The sequence below is a fragment of the Thalassotalea euphylliae genome (assembly GCF_003390335.1).
GTDB lineage: Bacteria > Pseudomonadota > Gammaproteobacteria > Enterobacterales > Alteromonadaceae > Thalassotalea_F > Thalassotalea_F euphylliae_B.
The window spans coordinates 181427-198814 of record NZ_QUOU01000001.1; the positions used below are offsets into that span (position 1 = coordinate 181427).

Annotated in this window: 16 protein-coding genes; 12 read left to right on the top strand and 4 right to left on the bottom strand. The window is 45.1% G+C overall.

Translation table 11 applies throughout. From position 1 onward, the window contains the following. Nucleotides 1-401 precede the first annotated feature (401 nt). From coxB to DXX93_RS00780, 4 genes are all read left to right on the top strand, one after another. Entirely contained in the window at nt 402-1934 is a 1533-nt protein-coding gene (gene coxB / locus DXX93_RS00765) for a cytochrome c oxidase subunit II (protein WP_116009779.1), read from the top strand. Between the two features lie 24 nt (nt 1935-1958). Then, on the top strand, nt 1959-3551 hold the full coding sequence (gene ctaD, locus DXX93_RS00770) for a cytochrome c oxidase subunit I (protein ID WP_116006395.1): 1593 nt from the start codon (nt 1959-1961) through the stop codon (nt 3549-3551). 11 nt (nt 3552-3562) lie between these two features. Continuing rightward, nucleotides 3563-4105: a cytochrome c oxidase assembly protein gene (locus tag DXX93_RS00775; protein ID WP_116006396.1), complete on the top strand. Its 543-nt coding sequence runs from the start codon at nt 3563-3565 to the stop codon at nt 4103-4105. Between the two features lie 65 nt (nt 4106-4170). Continuing rightward, the gene (locus tag DXX93_RS00780) at nt 4171-5055 is read left to right on the top strand and encodes a cytochrome c oxidase subunit 3 (RefSeq protein WP_116006397.1); all 885 of its coding nucleotides are present in this window, start codon (nt 4171-4173) and stop codon (nt 5053-5055) included. Nucleotides 5056-5124: 69 nt separating this feature from the next. Here DXX93_RS00780 and DXX93_RS00785 read toward each other — a convergent pair whose 3' ends face one another. Then, complete coding sequence (locus DXX93_RS00785) at nt 5125-5334, bottom strand: DUF2909 domain-containing protein (RefSeq protein ID WP_116006398.1); 210 nt, start codon at nt 5332-5334, stop codon at nt 5125-5127. A gap of 94 nt (nt 5335-5428) precedes the next feature. On the opposite strand from DXX93_RS00785, the gene DXX93_RS00790 reads away from it, so the two are divergent. Genes DXX93_RS00790 through DXX93_RS00810 form a run of 5 tightly spaced genes read left to right on the top strand, consistent with a single transcriptional unit; the run spans nt 5429 to nt 9479 of the window. Beyond that, on the top strand, nt 5429-6226 hold the full coding sequence (locus DXX93_RS00790; protein ID WP_181902100.1) for an SURF1 family protein: 798 nt from the start codon (nt 5429-5431) through the stop codon (nt 6224-6226). Next, the gene (locus DXX93_RS00795) at nt 6216-6866 is read left to right on the top strand and encodes a hypothetical protein (protein WP_116006400.1); all 651 of its coding nucleotides are present in this window, start codon (nt 6216-6218) and stop codon (nt 6864-6866) included. Before DXX93_RS00790 ends, DXX93_RS00795 begins: the two co-directional genes overlap by 11 nt. 2 nt (nt 6867-6868) lie before the next feature. Then, a complete protein-coding gene (locus DXX93_RS00800; RefSeq protein ID WP_116006401.1) occupies nt 6869-7861 on the top strand; it encodes a COX15/CtaA family protein in 993 nt (330 codons plus the stop codon). A gap of 9 nt (nt 7862-7870) precedes the next feature. Further along, nucleotides 7871-8794, top strand: a complete 924-nt coding sequence (gene cyoE, locus DXX93_RS00805) for a heme o synthase (RefSeq protein ID WP_116006402.1) — start codon at nt 7871-7873, stop codon at nt 8792-8794. A 52-nt stretch (nt 8795-8846) separates the two neighbouring features. After that, the gene (locus DXX93_RS00810) at nt 8847-9479 is read left to right on the top strand and encodes an SCO family protein (RefSeq protein ID WP_116006403.1); all 633 of its coding nucleotides are present in this window, start codon (nt 8847-8849) and stop codon (nt 9477-9479) included. A gap of 60 nt (nt 9480-9539) precedes the next feature. Here the strand turns inward: DXX93_RS00810 and DXX93_RS00815 are convergent, their stop codons facing one another. After that, a complete protein-coding gene (locus tag DXX93_RS00815; protein ID WP_116006404.1) occupies nt 9540-10610 on the bottom strand; it encodes a polysaccharide deacetylase family protein in 1071 nt (356 codons plus the stop codon). 93 nt (nt 10611-10703) lie between these two features. On the opposite strand from DXX93_RS00815, the gene DXX93_RS00820 reads away from it, so the two are divergent. Continuing rightward, a complete protein-coding gene (locus tag DXX93_RS00820) occupies nt 10704-12083 on the top strand; it encodes an MATE family efflux transporter (protein ID WP_116006405.1) in 1380 nt (459 codons plus the stop codon). A 99-nt stretch (nt 12084-12182) separates the two neighbouring features. On the opposite strand, the gene nfuA is transcribed toward DXX93_RS00820, so the two are convergent. Further along, nucleotides 12183-12761: a Fe-S biogenesis protein NfuA gene (gene nfuA, locus DXX93_RS00825; RefSeq protein ID WP_116006406.1), complete on the bottom strand. Its 579-nt coding sequence runs from the start codon at nt 12759-12761 to the stop codon at nt 12183-12185. 183 nt (nt 12762-12944) lie between these two features. On the opposite strand from nfuA, the gene DXX93_RS00830 reads away from it, so the two are divergent. Further along, on the top strand, nt 12945-15530 hold the full coding sequence (locus DXX93_RS00830; RefSeq protein WP_116006407.1) for a M14 family zinc carboxypeptidase: 2586 nt from the start codon (nt 12945-12947) through the stop codon (nt 15528-15530). 29 nt (nt 15531-15559) lie between these two features. Here DXX93_RS00830 and DXX93_RS00835 read toward each other — a convergent pair whose 3' ends face one another. Continuing rightward, on the bottom strand, nt 15560-16366 hold the full coding sequence (locus tag DXX93_RS00835; protein ID WP_116006408.1) for a ComF family protein: 807 nt from the start codon (nt 16364-16366) through the stop codon (nt 15560-15562). Between the two features lie 157 nt (nt 16367-16523). Here DXX93_RS00835 and bioH point away from each other — a divergent pair, with 157 nt between their 5' ends. Further along, entirely contained in the window at nt 16524-17321 is a 798-nt protein-coding gene (gene bioH / locus DXX93_RS00840) for a pimeloyl-ACP methyl ester esterase BioH (protein ID WP_116006409.1), read from the top strand. Nucleotides 17322-17388: the final 67 nt, after the last annotated feature.

The following is a 17388-nucleotide window of genomic DNA, read 5'->3' on the forward strand; positions in this document are numbered from 1 at the left end:
AATTTTCTCTCCATAAAGCTTTTCTGTCGCGCTCTTCAAACACCTGATAGTAAAAAACATAGTGACTCATCTGAGGTTTGATTAGAGTTCATACTCTACTGATAACTAAAGAAAAAATAATAAAAATTAATCACAAAGCACTAGATATTGTTCAAAATTTGAGTAATTCTAGTTTATAAAGTGCGCAGAATAATAACGATAAAGATGAGTGATGTGCGCACCACAGCTAAGCAACTAGGCACAACAATAAACATCACAACACGATCTACAAAGTAAGCCCACGCCGAACGTAACACGATTGGCGGCTTTGATGTCTTTGTTATTCAACAGGGTAGAGGAGATGTCGAGTGAAAAGACGTAACCTAGGTTGGCTGTTTTTGGCAAGCGTTTGCAGTAATGCAATGTTTTCCAGCACAGCTTGGGCGGAGATGGAGCTGAACTTGACCAAGGGGGTCACAGCGATCAGTAACGAGGTTTATGATCTTCATATGCTGGTGCTGTGGATATGTACCGTGATTGGTATTTTGGTGTTCGGCGCTATGTTTTGGTCGATGGTGTTCCATCGCAAATCTAAAGGTGTTAAGCCTGCAACTTTCCATGAAAGCACTAAAGTAGAAATACTTTGGACTGCAATTCCTATTGTTATTCTCGTTGCCATGGCGGTGCCCGCCACGAGCACATTAATTGAAATGGAAGATAATGATAACTCAGATATCACCATTTTAGTCACTGGCTCGCAATGGAAATGGCACTACAAGTATTTTGACCAAGGTATTGAGTTCTATTCGGTGCTTTCGACACCAGTAGAGGTATATGACAATCGTGATGGCAGTGCTCAAAAAAAAGGTCAAAATTACTTATTGGAAGTAGATAAGCCGTTAGTTATTCCCACTAATAAAAAAGTTCGTTTCTTGATTACCTCAGATGACGTTATTCACTCGTGGTGGGTGCCAGCATTTGCCGTTAAGCAAGATGCTAACCCTGGCTTTATCAACGAAGCATGGACGCGGGTAGATGAGCCTGGTGTGTATCGCGGACAGTGTGCGGAGCTATGCGGTAGACTCCATGGTTTTATGCCAATTGTTGTTGAAGTTAAATCAGAGGCTGATTATACCGCTTGGATCAGTGAACAGCAGCAATTGATTGCCGATGCCAAGGCCGCCGAGGCCGCGTCACTCAATGCGAATGTGTCGATGGACGAGCTCATGCAATTAGGTGAAACCACTTACACCGCTTATTGTGCTGCTTGTCACCAACCGTCAGGTTTGGGCTTGCCACCAGCATTCCCTGCACTGAAAGACAGCGTGGTCGCCACCGATCCAAACCAAATTGACCAGCATATTACTATTATCTTGAACGGCAAGAATGCGATGCCAGCGTTTGGCAAGCAATTGTCGTTAAAAGAAGTCGCCGCTGTCGTGACATACGAGCGTAACGCTTGGGGTAACAATACTGGTGAGAGTGTACAAGCAAGCGATGTAAATGTACTTGCCAGTGGCGCAAGTGTGTCGGCAGCTGCGGAGCAAGCAACGGATGCGATGCAACAAGTAGCGAGTACAGCTACTAGCGCCGTTGACAGTAGCGAGCCAGCAGCCACAGAAGATCTATCGAAACAGTACACGCTTGATGAACTGACGACCCAAGGTGAAGCGGTTTATATGAAAGCTTGTGTGGCGTGCCATCAACCCACAGGTGCCGGTTTGCCACCAGCATTCCCGTCACTCATCGGTAGCCCGATGATTTTGGGTGATGTTACCGCTCATATTGATATGGTGTACAACGGTAGTAAGAAAAATCCCGCTATGCAGGCATTTAGCGGTCAGCTGACGAAAACAGAAATTGCCGCCGTGGTGACTTACGAGCGAAATGCTTGGGGTAATAACACGGGTGATGTCGTGCAACCTGCAGACGTAGACGCGGTAAGTGTTAAATAGTCGCATAGCTTGGGAGGAAAGATTATGACCACTGATGTAATTCATGATGATCACCACCACGGCGACCATCACGATCATAAAATGACGGGTATCAAGCGCTGGCTTTATACCACCAATCATAAAGATATCGGAACCTTGTACTTGTGGTTCTCGTTCATTATGTTTTTAACCGGCGGGGCGATGGCGATGGTTATTCGCGCCGAGTTGTTCCAGCCGGGTTTACAAATAGTCGAGCCAGACTTCTTTAACCAAATGACCACAGTGCATGGTTTGATTATGGTCTTTGGCGCCATTATGCCGGCGTTTACCGGGCTGGCGAACTGGATGATACCTATGATGATAGGTGCGCCTGATATGGCACTGCCACGCTTGAACAACTGGAGCTTTTGGATTCTGCCATTTGCGTTCAGTATTTTACTGGCGTCTTTCTTTATCGGCGGTGGTGCACCCAATTTCGGTTGGACCTTCTATGCACCGCTATCCACCACTTACAGCAATGGCAGCACGGCGTTCTTTGTGTTTGCCGTCCACATCATGGGGATATCCTCCATCATGGGGGCGATTAATATTGTTGTCACCATTATGAATATGCGCGCACCAGGTATGACGTACATGAAAATGCCGCTATTCGTGTGGACTTTCTTTATAACCGCTTATTTGCTGGTGGCGGTAATGCCAGTTTTAGCGGGCGTCGTCACTATGGTGTTAACCGATACTTATTTCGGCACAAGCTTCTTTGATGCTGCTGGTGGTGGTGATCCCGTAATGTTCCAGCATATCTTCTGGTTCTTCGGTCACCCGGAAGTGTACATTATGATTTTGCCGGCCTTCGGTATCGTTTCAACCACCATTCCGGCATTTTCTCGTAAGCCGCTGTTTGGTTACAGCTCTATGGTTTACGCGACAGCATCAATTGCTTTCTTGTCGTTTATCGTCTGGGCGCACCACATGTTTACCACAGGTATGCCGCTCTTCGGTGAGCTGTTCTTTATGTACTGTACTATGCTGATTGCGGTGCCCACCGGGGTTAAGGTGTTTAACTGGGTCGCAACCATGTGGCGGGGGGCAATGACCTTCGAAACGCCCATGTTGTTCTCAATCGCTTTTGTAATTTTATTCACCATAGGTGGCTTCTCTGGCTTGATGTTGGCGATGACACCGGTTGACTTCCAATATCACGACACCTATTTCGTTGTTGCTCATTTCCACTACGTGCTGGTCACTGGCTCGTTATTTTCGATTTTTGCTGCCGCTTATTATTGGTTGCCGAAATGGACGGGCAATATGTACAACGATGCGCTGAGTAAATGGCATTTCTGGTGTTCACTGATTTCCGTCAATCTGCTCTTTTTCCCAATGCATTTCTTAGGGTTAGCAGGTATGCCTCGCCGTATTCCTGACTACGCACTGCAATTTGCTGACTTTAATAAATGGGTCAGTATTGGTGGTTTTGCATTTGGTTTATCACAGCTTATTTTCTTGGCGGTTGTCATTAAATGTATTCGCGGCGGTGAAAAAGCAGAAGCAAAACCTTGGGATGGTGCAGAAGGGTTGGAATGGACTGTGCCTTCACCTGCGCCTTACCACACCTTTGAAAAACCACCAAAAGTCGATTAACGGGGGCACGTATGACGAACGCACCAGCGCAAAACATTCAAAGAACGGCAAAAAAACTCGTCTTAGTCGTGTTTGCCATGTTTGGTTTTGGGTTTGCGATGGTGCCTTTGTACGACGTGTTTTGTGAAATTACCGGATTGAACGGTAAAACAGCGGATACTGCTGCGCAGCTTAATGACAAAGGCGTTGATGAGAGCCGACTTGTTACTGTGCAGTTTATCAGCCACCTTGCCAAAGGTATTCCATGGCAATTTGAGCCTATGGTCCGTGAAATACAAGTGCATCCCGGTGAAATGAAATTAGTGAAATTCTACGCAAAAAATGAATCACAAAACCCAATTATTGGCCAGGCGGTGCCTTCGGTATCGCCCGGTCAAGCGGCACTTTATTTTCAGAAAATAGAGTGTTTTTGCTTTAATCATCAGCCGTTACAAGCCAGTGAAGATGTTGAAATGGCGTTGCAGTTTTATGTTGACCCAGAGTTGCCGGATCACATCTCAACGTTAACCTTGTCTTACACTTTGTATGATGTGACTGCAAGTGCCGATTCATAAGCGTTTACCTGCTCGTAACAGCAAAGTGCGAGCGAGTGCGATAGGAAAGAATACGGGGAACAGCGATGACAACAAAAGATTATGAAAATTACTATGTACCAGCGCAAAGCCATTGGCCGATCGTTGGGGCAATCGCGCTATTTTTGATTGCCATTGGCGCAGGACAATATGTATCAACCTTGGCTAGCGGCGAGTCTAGTTGGGGTGGTTGGGTGCTTTTGGCGGGTATCGCCACTTGCATTTACATGGTTCATGGCTGGTTTAGCAATGTCATTGATGAGTCTATGTCTGGCATGTACAGCAGGCAGCTGGATAATTCATTCAAGCAAGGCATGAGCTGGTTTATTTTCTCTGAAGTGATGTTTTTCGCGGCGTTTTTCGGGGCGTTATTTTATGCACGCATATTTGCTGTACCTTGGTTAGACGGCGCAGGTAACAACGCCATGACAGGTGAGGTGTTATGGCCAGAATTTACGGCTTCATGGCCGTTGTTAAAAACCCCTGATGGTACGGAAACAACGGCGATGGGCTGGTATGGCTTACCATTGATTAACACTATGATACTACTGACTTCATCCGTTACCGCTCACTTTGCCCACGTAGCGTTAGAACAAGACAAACGCAAACAGTTGAAAGTGTGGTTAGGGTTAACCATTTTACTCGGCTTAATCTTCTTGGTGTTGCAAGTCGAAGAATATGCACATGCCTATTCAGATGAGATGAGACTTTATTTAGATAGCGGCATTTATGGCAACACTTTCTTTATGCTCACTGGTTTCCACGGCCTGCATGTCACGCTCGGTACTATCATGCTTATTGTCGTCTTCTTACGTATTTTAAAAGGGCATTTTACGGCTAAGAATCACTTTGCGTTCCAAGCAGCCAGTTGGTACTGGCACTTTGTTGATGTGGTTTGGGTGTTACTGTTTTTCTTTGTTTATATTTTATAAAGGCCAAAGGTCCTAGCGCCAAACCTAGCGAGAACAAGTTAACGAGCCGTGAGGAAAAAGCTGCATTAGCTACATTGGGCGTGGGTTTGGCGTGATAACACCAGTCAAAATAGCGAGTAGTAATAGCAGCACAATGATGACAGAAGTTAATACTCGACGACCAATAAACTTCGACATAGGTGGGCCATTCGGGTCTTGCTTATTCATGATCATTAGCGCGCGGAATAAGTTGTAAACCATCCAAGCGAGTAAACCGATAATGAGTATTTTTAATAGCATAGTGGCTCCTGTAAAAGTAACGCCGATGAACGTGGCTCTGATAGACAGCATACAAACGCGTAATAGCGGATGAGCAAAGGTGGTGCTTAATAACGTGATTAAACTGCCATTGATACAGTCCAGTTCATTCTCACTGCTTTGGCTAGTGGTTACCTTGCTGGTTTTTTCAGCATTAATCAAGCTAGGGCTTTGGCAGCGCGATCGCGCTGAGCAGAAAGAGCAGCGATTAATACGTATTGAACAGTTGATGGGTGCCGAGCCAAAACCACTACACCAGCTACTTAATAGTATCAGCAAGGTGGATGTTGATAACTTGAGCGCTTCAGCTGGCGAAAAAGCGCGTAATGAAATACTTAACGATCAGCCGGTACGACTAAACGGGGTATTTAATGAAGAGGTTTTATTGCTATTGGACAACCAAACGTTAAATGGTCAATTAGGGTATCGTGTATATCAGGTTTTTTACCACCAGCAGCAGCTCCCTGTGTTGATCAATTTAGGCTGGGTGAGTGGTAGTCGAAATCGCAGTGAATTACCCGCGATTCAACCGATAACGGGATACCATCAATTGGTAGGTAATATCCGCATTATCGAACCAAGTCTAGTGCTTGCCGAGCAAACCTTTGACAAGCCAAATATGCCGCTCAGAGTACAACAAATTGAGCTAGATAAACTGTCTGACTTACTGGGTGTGCAATTGCAACCCTTTGCCATTTATCTTGATAGTAGTGAAAGCATTGGCTATCAAAAAACATGGCAACCCATTGTTATGCCGCCAGCCAAGCATCGCGGCTACGCATTTCAGTGGTTTAGCCTAGCGGCAGCCTGGTTAATGTTGATGATTTGGGCTGCGGTTAAAAATAATAAGAAGGTGGTATCAGATGCAGACTGATGTACGCAACAAACCCGAGATGAATTCTCAAAATAGTGTCAAAGAAGTGGCTAAAACTAGTCAAAATGGTAATGGCCGTAAACACTTTGTCATGGTCTGTATCGCATTTTTATTGCCCGTTATTCTGGCGAAAATGGCGCTCGAACAACAATGGTTTAACTACGGTGTGACCAATCAAGGACAACTGCTTGCTACCCCCGTATCCCTCTCGCAACTTTCTCTGACAGACATTCAAACAGATAAACACTGGTTAATGGTCTTTAATGTGCCTACGCCATGTGAAAAAGCCTGCCAAAAATCCGTTAATGCGCTATCGAATACCTATTTGGCACTGGGCAAAGAAATGCCGCGTGTGCAGGCGGTATTGCTTAACTACTCAACTGCTCATGCCAGCACAAATCTTGCCACTGCGAGTGGTAAAAACAATGAACTTGAAATTCATATATCCCGCTGGCAACAGTTTACTGTGCCAGCGCTAACGCACCCAGAATTGCAACACGGCAAAGTCTTTATTGTCGACCCATTAGGTAATGTCGTGATGACACATCAGCCGCCGCAAGCCGCAGACGCCTTACCAGCATTTGGTAAAGCGATATTGGCGGATATGAAAAAACTATTGAAGTATTCAAGGATAGGTTAGCTATGTTCGCAGTAAGACGTTTAGTTTTTGTCAGTATTCTTTTGGCTCTAGTGGTGGTGAGTTTAGGGGCTTATACCCGTTTAACGCACGCCGGTCTTGGCTGCCCTGATTGGCCTGGTTGTTATGGCCTTATTGATGTGCCGCAAACTCAAGCGCAAATTGCTAAGGCAGAAGCGGCTTTTCCCGAGCGACCTGTCGAAGTGCAAAAAGCGTGGAACGAGATGATTCATCGCTATTTTGCTGGCGCTTTAGGGTTGTTGATTTTGTGGATAGCGATAGCGTCGGTCAAACAGCGAAAGCAGGGCATTCCCGTTGTTCTGCCGCTGGTTATTTTAGGCATCGTCACTTTTCAAGCGTTACTCGGCATGTGGACAGTCACCATGAAATTGATGCCGGTGGTGGTGATGGCGCATCTGTTGGGCGGCTTTACAACCTTATGCCTACTCTTTTTACTGTATTTGAGGTTGAGCAATTACCGTATCCCCGGCGGTGATTGGTCGATAAAAAAATATGCGCGCTTTGGCTTAGTGGGTGTGGGGCTGCTGACCGTGCAGATTGCATTGGGCGGTTGGACATCGTCAAACTATGCCGCATTGCATTGCACTGAGTTACCGATTTGTCAGTCGGGCTGGGTTGAGCAACTGACCTTTGACAACTCATTTGATTTAATTCCGCCTGAAAAAGCGACCTACGAATTTGGTCACTTAGATCATGATGAACGCATCACTATCCATGTTATGCATCGCATTGGCGCTATCGTCACGTTTATCTACCTTACTTGGTTAGCGTTAACTATTAGGCGCAAAGCACAAAGCTCGTTCTTTCAAACCGTACCAGTAGTGCTTTTGGTGATCTTGTTGATTCAGGTGGCATTAGGTGTGAGCAATGTGGTGATGTCACTGCCGCTGGGTATCGCGGTGAGCCACAATGTTGTTGCGGCATGCTTAATGATGGTGCTCATCACCTTAACTTATAGTTTACAGCGAAAAACCTAGGAGGCTGACATGGCAAAAGCTGCTCTTATTAATGCTCCGGCGATTGTTACTAAGTCTGCGCAAACATCATGGCGCGATTACTATGAAATTACCAAGCCACGCGTTGTCGCTTTGTTGGTGCTTACCGCGCTAGTTGGCATGTGCTTATCGGTGCCGGGTGTTGTGCCTTGGCAGTTGCTGATTCCTGCCATGCTGGGCATCGGTTTTTTATCATCTGCCGCCGCTGCTATTAATCATATTGTTGATCAGCGCATCGATAAGGAAATGGCAAGAACGCACAATCGCCCTTTGGTTAATGGTCGGCTGAGCCAGCGTAATGCCATTGTGTTTGCGGTTATTCTGGCCGTTGTCGGCTTTGCCATGCTTTACGCACTTGTTAATCCATTAACGGCTTGGTTAACCTTATCTGGGCTTGTCGGTTATGGCTTTGTGTATACCCTGTATTTAAAGCGGGCAACGCCGCAAAATATCACGATTGGTGGTTTAGCTGGTGCAATTCCACCATTACTGGGCTGGACGGCAATGACCAACGAAATTCATGGTCATGCTCTGCTTTTAGTATTAATTATCTTTACGTGGACACCGCCGCATTTCTGGGCGTTAGCCATTCATCGTCGTGACGATTACGCCAAGGTCAATATTCCTATGCTACCAGTGACTCACGGTATCGAATTTACCAAAACGCAGATCTTACTTTATACCGTGTTGTTGTTTGTGGTTGGTTTGTTGCCATATTTAGTTGGTATGAGTAATTGGTTGTATTTGGTCGGGAGTGTTGTACTGAATTTGATTTTCTTTGCTTATGCTTGGCAATTAAAATTTAACCCTAAAGCAAATACCGCCATGGCGACTTTTAAGTTTTCTATCATTCACCTGATGATATTGTTTATTATACTGCTATTGGATCATTATCTATTGCCTGTTTCTTTATAGTGGGCGCTTATCGCTGGCAATAGTTAAAACTTACTTAGGTTGAAGTGCTTCTATGAATAAACTGCTTTACGTGATTGTTGCTGCTGTTTCGCTAGTCTGCGGGGTCTTTATCTATCAAGCGATAACCCAGCCAGAGCTACCGCAAACTGCACTCTATTATCAACAGCCGCGAACGATAGCGCCATTCTCATTAACCAGTCATACCGGCAGTGAATTTACCAAACAAGAGTTGGCGGGGCAGTGGTCATGGGTATTCTTTGGTTATACTTCATGCCCTGATGTTTGCCCGACAACACTGCAAAAACTCAATTTTGTTTACGACGAATTAAAAGCCGTTACGCCCAATACGCAAGTCTTACTGGTCTCCGTTGATCCAAATCGCGATACAGTGGATAAGCTCTCACAATATATTGGTTATTTTAACCAAGAGTTTTTTGCCCTTCGCGCCGACCATGGCTCACTGTTTCCATTTGCACGTAATTTAGGGCTGATGTACGCCATTGCCGACGATATTTCGCAGAAAAACTATTTGGTCGATCACAGCGCATCCATTGTCTTAATTAACCCTGATGGCGATATTGCCGCCATTTTTAAACCGCAAGAAGTCTTGGGGCAAATTCCTACGGTTAACGAAGATGATTTAGTGGCGGATTTTCGCCGCATTGTTGCACTGAGTGCTTCATAACAGCGCGCTTCATAAAGAGGTGCTTCGTAGCGGCGAGAGTGGGAAGTTATCTAGGAACGCTTACAGCGGATACCAAGAGCCATCGCGCTTGGTGATAAACCACGGTTTAGAGTACCAATAGTAGCGTCCAGCTTGGCTGAGGCTAGGGGCGGTGCAGTTGCAGCGCACGCGTCCAATTGGCAGATGATCACTAAAAGTGATTTGAAAACTGCTGTCTGATACCCAGTCAATTTTTTGCTTACCCAAGCCTGACACATAGCAGTTCAATTGGCTGGGTTTAAAGTCTTCGACTTCAACGTGAAACGTTACTGAATTGACCGTTTGGTGGCGATAAATCGTTTGATTGTCTTGCTCACTTAATGAAATAGCAAAGGGCAGCGAGTTTAACTTGTCTCTGAGCCCCGATAACTTGTCGTAAGGCTGTGATGCAGGAAAACGCGGAATCGCGGTTAGATCAGTGGTTAATCCCACAGCACCTGATTGCTGACTAAAGCCAACAAACTGGTTTTCCGCTAGCCAACGTTGAATTTCTGGTGTGTATTCACCGTATGGGTATGCAAAGTAGCGATAACTTTGGCCAACGTTATCTTTGATTGCTTGCTCTGCTCTTCGCAAATCTTGCTCGTACTGGGCGAGCCACATATCGGGTGCAACACCATCGGGTACACGCGTTAACGACTGATGCTGCCAGCCGTGGTTAGCAATAATTGCCCCTTGCTCCGCCATCATTTTCAATTGTTCCCAGCTTAGATAATCAGGGCGCTTTGCTTCTACCAAGCTAGGGTTTACGAATATGGTATAGGGGTAATTGAACGCGTCTAAAATTGGCTTGCCATGGGTAAGAATATCTAAATAGGCGTCGTCAAATGTAATGGCGACGAGTTTATCAGACATTGCTGTGTTATTTTTTACCGCATTGACGATAGTGGAAAGGGGAACCACCGTAAATCCTTGCTCTTTTAAATAGCGCATGTGCTTTTCAAATTGTGTCGGCGAAATACTGGTGCTTGGCGGAGTGTCAGTACTGACGTGGTGATACTGTAAAATCACAGATGCAACCGCTTGTTGAGGCGCACTAATTATTACCAAAGAGAAAAGAAGGAAGAGGAAAAGGCTTTTTATCGGGTTCATTATGGTATCGCGTCAAATGTCGACATATAGCTATTAAAGTAGCGTGTTTTTGGCTTAAACACCAAGTAAACTTTGGCTATTGCTTGCTAACAAATGCCTATTTTTGAAAAACATATCTTGAAAAGCTTAGACAGAAAAATAATCGCGCTCGCGGTGCCGATGATTTTGTCCAATATCACAGTGCCCTTGTTGGGGTTAGTTGACACCGCAGTGATTGGGCACCTACCGCATGCTTATTACCTTGGCGGCAGTACTGTTGGTGCCATGATCATCACCTTTATTACTTGGTTGTGTGGCTTTCTGCGTATGTCTACCACAGGGCTGGCGGCTCAGGCATTAGGGCGTGAAAGTCATGATGAGGCAACCATAGTGTTGCTGCGCGGTTTACTTGTTGCTGGAGCCATCGGCTTGGCCTGCATTTTGTTGCAAACGCCATATTTCCAGTTGAGCTTATGGCTGGCTGGTGGCAGTGAACAAGTGCAGTTTTATGCCAAGCAGTATATGGATATCCGCGTTTGGGGCTTGCCTGCTGCGCTTGCCAATATTGTTATGTTGGGCTGGTTGTTAGGGCAACATCAAGCCAAAGCGGTAATGTGGCTGCTTATTCTGATCAACAGCATTAATCTGTCGCTTGATTTGCTCTTTGTCTTGGCCTTTGGCTGGCAAGTGCAAGGTGTGGCGGCTGCAACGTTAGTGGCTGAATATTCTGGGTTAATCGCCGGACTGAGTTTTATTCTTCGTCGTTATTACCAGAGAAATATTGGCTTATTAGCAAACCGAGCATTACTGTCTAAAGTGTTGAACATCAGTCAGCTGGGGGATTATTTTAAGCTTAATCGCGATATTTTAATTCGTACTTTGTGTTTAGAAGTGTGTTTTGTTTTTATGACCTTTCAAGGAGCAAGACTGGGCGATAATATTGTCGCCGCTAACGCTATTTTGATGAACTTTCTGCTACTCATTTCGTTTGGTTTAGACGGTATCGCCAACGCTGCAGAAGCCATGATTGGCAAAGCAAAAGGGGCTGGCGCTAACCATGAGTTATCGCTTATTTTAACACGTTGCACACTGTGGACTATTGCCTTTGCGGTTGTTTATAGCTTGATATTTGCTGTCGGTGGAGGCTGGTTAATTAGCCAAATCACTACGATTGCTGAGGTAAGTGTCGAGGCTGAGAAGTATCTGGGCTGGATAATTTTACTGCCTGTGATTGGCTGTTGGTGTTATCTCTATGATGGCGTCTATGTCGGGCTGACGCGCGCTGACATTATGCGTAATAGTATGATTATCGCCACGTTTTTTGTCTTTTTCCCGCTGTGGTTGGTATTTAATGAAGCCTTTAAACAAGCAGCATTGGGCTTCGCATTGAATCATGCGCTGTGGCTGGCGTTTTCTGGTTTTATGCTGGCACGAGGAGCGACGCTTGGCTGGCACTTATATCAGCGCCTTCTTCCACAGCCGATAACTCGTTAGCTATCGATCATCAACAAAGGTAATGAAAAGCTCACTAAAAAGGTAATAAAAAAGTCGGCGCGTGCCGACTTTTTATATCAATATGTGAGCTACACTAGCTTAGTAGTATGAGTGTTCACCACGTTGGTGCTCTGTCGCATCGCGAACACCCTTAATTTCGCCACCCATAATTTCAAGTAGCTGGCTTTCGATACCGTCTTTTACGGTCACATCAATTTGGCTACAGCCATTACAACCACCGCCAAATTGTAGCACTGCATAACCGTCTTCGGTGATTTCCATCAGGTTACATTCACCGCCGTGGCCTGCTAACTGTGGGTTAACCTCTGCTTTGATAAAGTAATCAACGCGATCAAATAATGGTGCGTCATCCGCGACCTTTTTCAGTTTAGCGTTTGGTGCTTTTAAGGTTAACTGTGAGCCCATTTGGTCGGTCACAAAATCAATTTCTGCTTCTTCCAAAAATGGTTGGCTTTGTGCGTCGACATAAGCCGAAAAACCATTGAATTTAAGTTCTAAATCATCTGATTCAACCGCATCAGTTGGGCAGTAAGAAACACCACATTCAGCTTTTGCTGTGCCTGGGTTAACCACGAAAACACGGATGTTAGTACCTTCCGCTTGTTGCGATAAAAGTTTTGCGAAGTGTGCTTGCGCTGATTCTGAAATGCTGATCATGAGTTACTCACTTAAAATCTAAAAATGTTATACCTGAGTAAATTAGTCAGGTATGACTATTTTACTCTGCAAGCTACCAATAGGCTAGGCCTCAACCAAATTAATCATCACAATGCGACAAATCGACTAGTGCCCTAAGCGAGATTTTGGTAGCGTTAGGCTCATTAATGTGGGGATAGATAAATGTTTTTTCAACAAATTTTAAACAGGTGTTTGACTGCTGGCGCAGCTATTTACGTAGCTGCTTGCTCACTGGTTGTGAACGCCGCAGAGCTTAGCTATTACTTGCCGGACTCAGAAAGTTATTCAGCGCAAATCAGTAAGCCGTCGCAAGTGCTTGGTGTTGGTGTCGGTGAACGTCATCTGAGACACGATCAGCTACTTGCTTATATGTCAGAGATTGCCGGGCAATCAGAGCGTATCAAACTAACAGAGTTTGGTCGCACGTATCAGCAACGCAAACAAGTATTACTGACGATCTCATCTCCGGAGAATTTAGCGAATTTAGACTCGATTTTAGCGAATCGTCAGAGTGATACGGTTGGCGAGAATGATCCGATTGTCGTGTGGCTTGGTTACAGTGTTCATGGTGATGAAATCAGTGGTGCGCACGCATCCATGTTGGTTGCTTATTATTTGGCCGCAGCGCAAGGGGAAGAAGTAAACCAGTGGCTCAATGACATGGTTGTGGTGATTGAGCCAAGTGTTAACCCCGATGGCATGGATAGGTTTGCTAACTGGGTGGCTACTTTTCGCGGCAATGCGGCGAACAGCGATCCCAATCACATTGAACACAATCAAAGCTGGCCAACCGGCCGCACCAACCACTATTGGTTTGATCTCAACAGAGATTGGTTACTGCTCAGCCAAGTGGAAAGTGTTAATCGCTTAAAAATGTACCACCAGTATCAACCTAATGTATTAGGTGATTTCCACGAGATGGGCGCGAATAGCAGTTATTTTTTCCAACCGGGGATTCCAACGCGAACTAATCCATTAACACCTACTAAAAACGTAGAATTAACGCAAACACTCGCCGAGTTTCATGCCAAAGCGCTAGATAACGAGCAACGCCTATATTATACGCAAGAGAGCTTTGACGATTTTTACTACGGCAAAGGCAGCACTTACCCTGATGTCAATGGCGCTGTGGGTATTTTATTTGAACAAGCCTCTAGCCGAGGCGCACAACAAGATACGGTCAACGGCTTACTGACCTTTGAATACGGTATTAAGAATCAACTGCTCACCTCGTTTTCAACGTTACGCGGCGCTTGGCAGCAAAAAGCAGTATTGGCTGAGTATCGCCAACATTTTTATGAATCAGGCCTTAAACAGGCAAAAAAGGAAAAATACGCCGGTTATCTGTTTACCGAGAGCAAAGACAACACGCGCCTTAATCTCTTCTTATCTAAACTCGCGCAGCACCAAATTGATGTGTTTCCATTAACGGAAGATTTTCGCTTAAATAATCGTGTGTTTAGTGCCGAGCACAGCTATTTTGTGCCACTAGCACAGCGCCAATATCGGCTGATTCAGGCGCTTTTCACTAAACAAACCGAATTTGTTGATAACACCTTTTATGATGTTTCGGGCTGGACTTTGCCACTGGCGATGAATATCGACACTAGCCAAGTGGCTCGAACTTGGGGGTTGAAGCTGGCTGATCAACCTTGGCAAGAAAAAACTTGGCAAAAAGGGAGTATGAAACCGAGCGATATAGCAGGTTCTGCTTATGCCTACGCGATTGAATGGCAAGATTATCTCGCACCCAAACTACTTAACAAGCTATTAGCAAAAGGGCTGCAAGTAAAAGTTGCCACTAAATCATTCACGAGTGTTATTACTGGCAAAGAGCGAGCATTTGCTGCGGGCACTTTACTGATTGCTGCTGGCATTCAAGAGCAGAGTGACTGGTTCGATGTTTTAAAAGCAGAGAGTGACTTGCTGGCTTTACCTGTACTCCCTTTAAACACAGGATTGACAATTAAAGGTATAGATTTAGGCAGTCACTCTTTTAAGTTAATTGAACAACCTAAAGTTTTGCTAGTCGGCGGCTACGGTGTCTCTCAGTATGAAGCGGGTGAAGTGCGTTATTACCTAGATCAAGAGTTAGCCATTCCGGTTTCAATTGTTGATAAGCAGCGTTTAGCCAAACTGAGTTTTGATGACTACACACATATCGTCATGGTTGATGGTAATTATGCTGATTTATCTAAAGGCCTTACCAAGAAACTATCGAGTTGGTTGCAACGTGGTGGCGTTGTTTTTGCCCAGAAACGCGGAGCCAAATGGCTGGCAGAAAAAGAGCTACTAAAAACAAGCTTTGCTTCTAAAGAGCAGCTTGATCAGCTGTTTGACAGTGACGCTTTAAATTACGAAGACAAACAGGGCTTGGCGGCTCGTAAACGTATTGCAGGTACCATATTCGCGGCACAAATTGATACTAGCCACCCGCTCGCTTTTGGTTTCCAAGATAAGACTTTGCCAGTGTTTAAGAATAGCAGCCTGATCATGAACAAGCCCAAAGTGCCATTTGCTACGGTTGCTAAGTTTGGCCAAACCCCGTTACTAAGCGGCTACGCGGATGAAAACCTAGTTAATCGTATGGCGCACAACGCCTCGTTAGTTGCTCATAATGTTGGGCGTGGGCGCGTGATTGCAACCACAGAAAACCTAACGTTTAGAGGTTACTGGCAAGGTACCGCTAAAGTTTTGGCTAATTCCTTATTTTTCGCTCACGCGTTTGATGTTGCAGCAAAACCTTAGCGATGGCTTTACGTTATAGGTAAATGCGCCTAAAGGCTTAATGCCAAACAATAAACGCTGACTGATGATACCTTAGCCGTTTTTAGCAAGCGGCTAATTTCACTTACGGTTGCTCCGGTGGTAACAACATCGTCAACAAGTGCAATGTGTTTTCCTGCCAACGTTTTGGGGTCACAAATCAGTGAAAAGTTGCCTTTTAGTTGTTTTCGCCGAACGCTACCCGAAGCCTGTGCCTGTGTACCCGTTTGAGCCTGGCGAGCGAGACAGTCAGCATTGCATTCAATATTGAATAAATTTGCTACTACGTGTGCCAAAGGTAGAGTTTGATTGAAGCCCCGTTGTTGCCAGCGCTTGATATGAATAGGGACGGGCAGCACTATATCTGGTTGACAGAAATCACTGATTTTGATCACCTCTTGAAGATGGTGTTGCAACAGGCAAGCACAAAGCCGTTGATATTGCCATTTACCTAAATACTTGAATTGCTTGAGCCAATCGCTGATGGGGAATTGGTAAGGGGCAATAGCAATCAGCTGATCGAAATGGCACTTGTTGTAAAGGGTATGTATTTCAGGGCGATTGAGTAAATCTCCCTTGAGTTCAGTTAGCTGGAAGTGAGGAATGAGTGATGCGCATTGGTCGCATAAGCCGCTCTGTTGGCCAACCGTCTGAGTAATCTTTTGGCCGATTGTTGAGGTTTTATTTAAAGCTATGTTTGTGGCCACATCCGTGGCGATACTAAAGGGTATTGCTTGCTCGCACAGTTCACAGTAATTGAATAGGTGCACTACTTTTGTCGCTCTAGCGACAATCTCTTTGAAATGTTGGTTTATCATCGGGCGATCCTTGCCACTGTCTCCAGCCAAATAGCCGCATTAACTTGTATTCCATACAACATACGCCAAGGCGCAAATAATCCTGACGTTCGAACACTAGGCTGACAAGGCTGGTTTGGGTAAACTAGAAAGTTCACATTTTCCATTAATAGCAAGCATGGCACAAAGTATAAAAATTTCGAGTATCGGGCGTGGTGTTCCGATTGTTTTATTGCATGGGTGGGGGCTAAACAGTGGCGTATTTGCGTCACTCGCACATAAATTAGCCGAACAATTCAAGGTGATTTCTGTTGATTTACCCGGCTATGGCGACAACGTTGATGTTATGCCTGATGATTACAACTTGGCAGGTGTCGCTAAACTTGTTACTGAAGCCGTAACCGAGCCAGCTGTTTATCTGGGTTGGTCACTTGGGGGCTTAGTCGCAACGCAAATTGCTCGTACTTCACCACAACATAAAATCCTCGGGCTCGTGCATGTTGCGACATCACCTTACTTCGTGCAATCAGCTGATTGGCCGGGGATCAAACCAGAATTACTGGCAACCTTTCATCAGCAGTTGTCGAAAGATATTGGCAAAACCCTGTCGGGCTTTTTGAAAATTCAAGCAATGGGTAGCAGTCATATTAAAGATGATATTCGCCAAATTCAATCGCTTGTAATGGCCAAACCGTTGCCAAATAAATTTGCGCTGGAAAAAGGCTTAGAAATTTTAGCCAATGCCGATACGAGAGCCGAGTTAGCTGAAATCACATTACCATTTCTGCGTATTTACGGAAATATGGACAGCCTAGTACCGAAAAAAGTGATTAATTTTGTTAACGAGTTGAGCCCAAACAGTGAACTCGTTGTTTTTGATAAAGCCTCTCATGCGCCATTTATCTCGAATTTTCAATTGTTTGTTGAACAGCTAAGCGCTTGGTTAGGTGATAACTTGGTCAGCGGTAACGGTTAATCGTAGATTTTTTGAACCCCTTGCCCTGATTGACTTTTAAGCATGGTTGCTCGATAATTGAACAGAC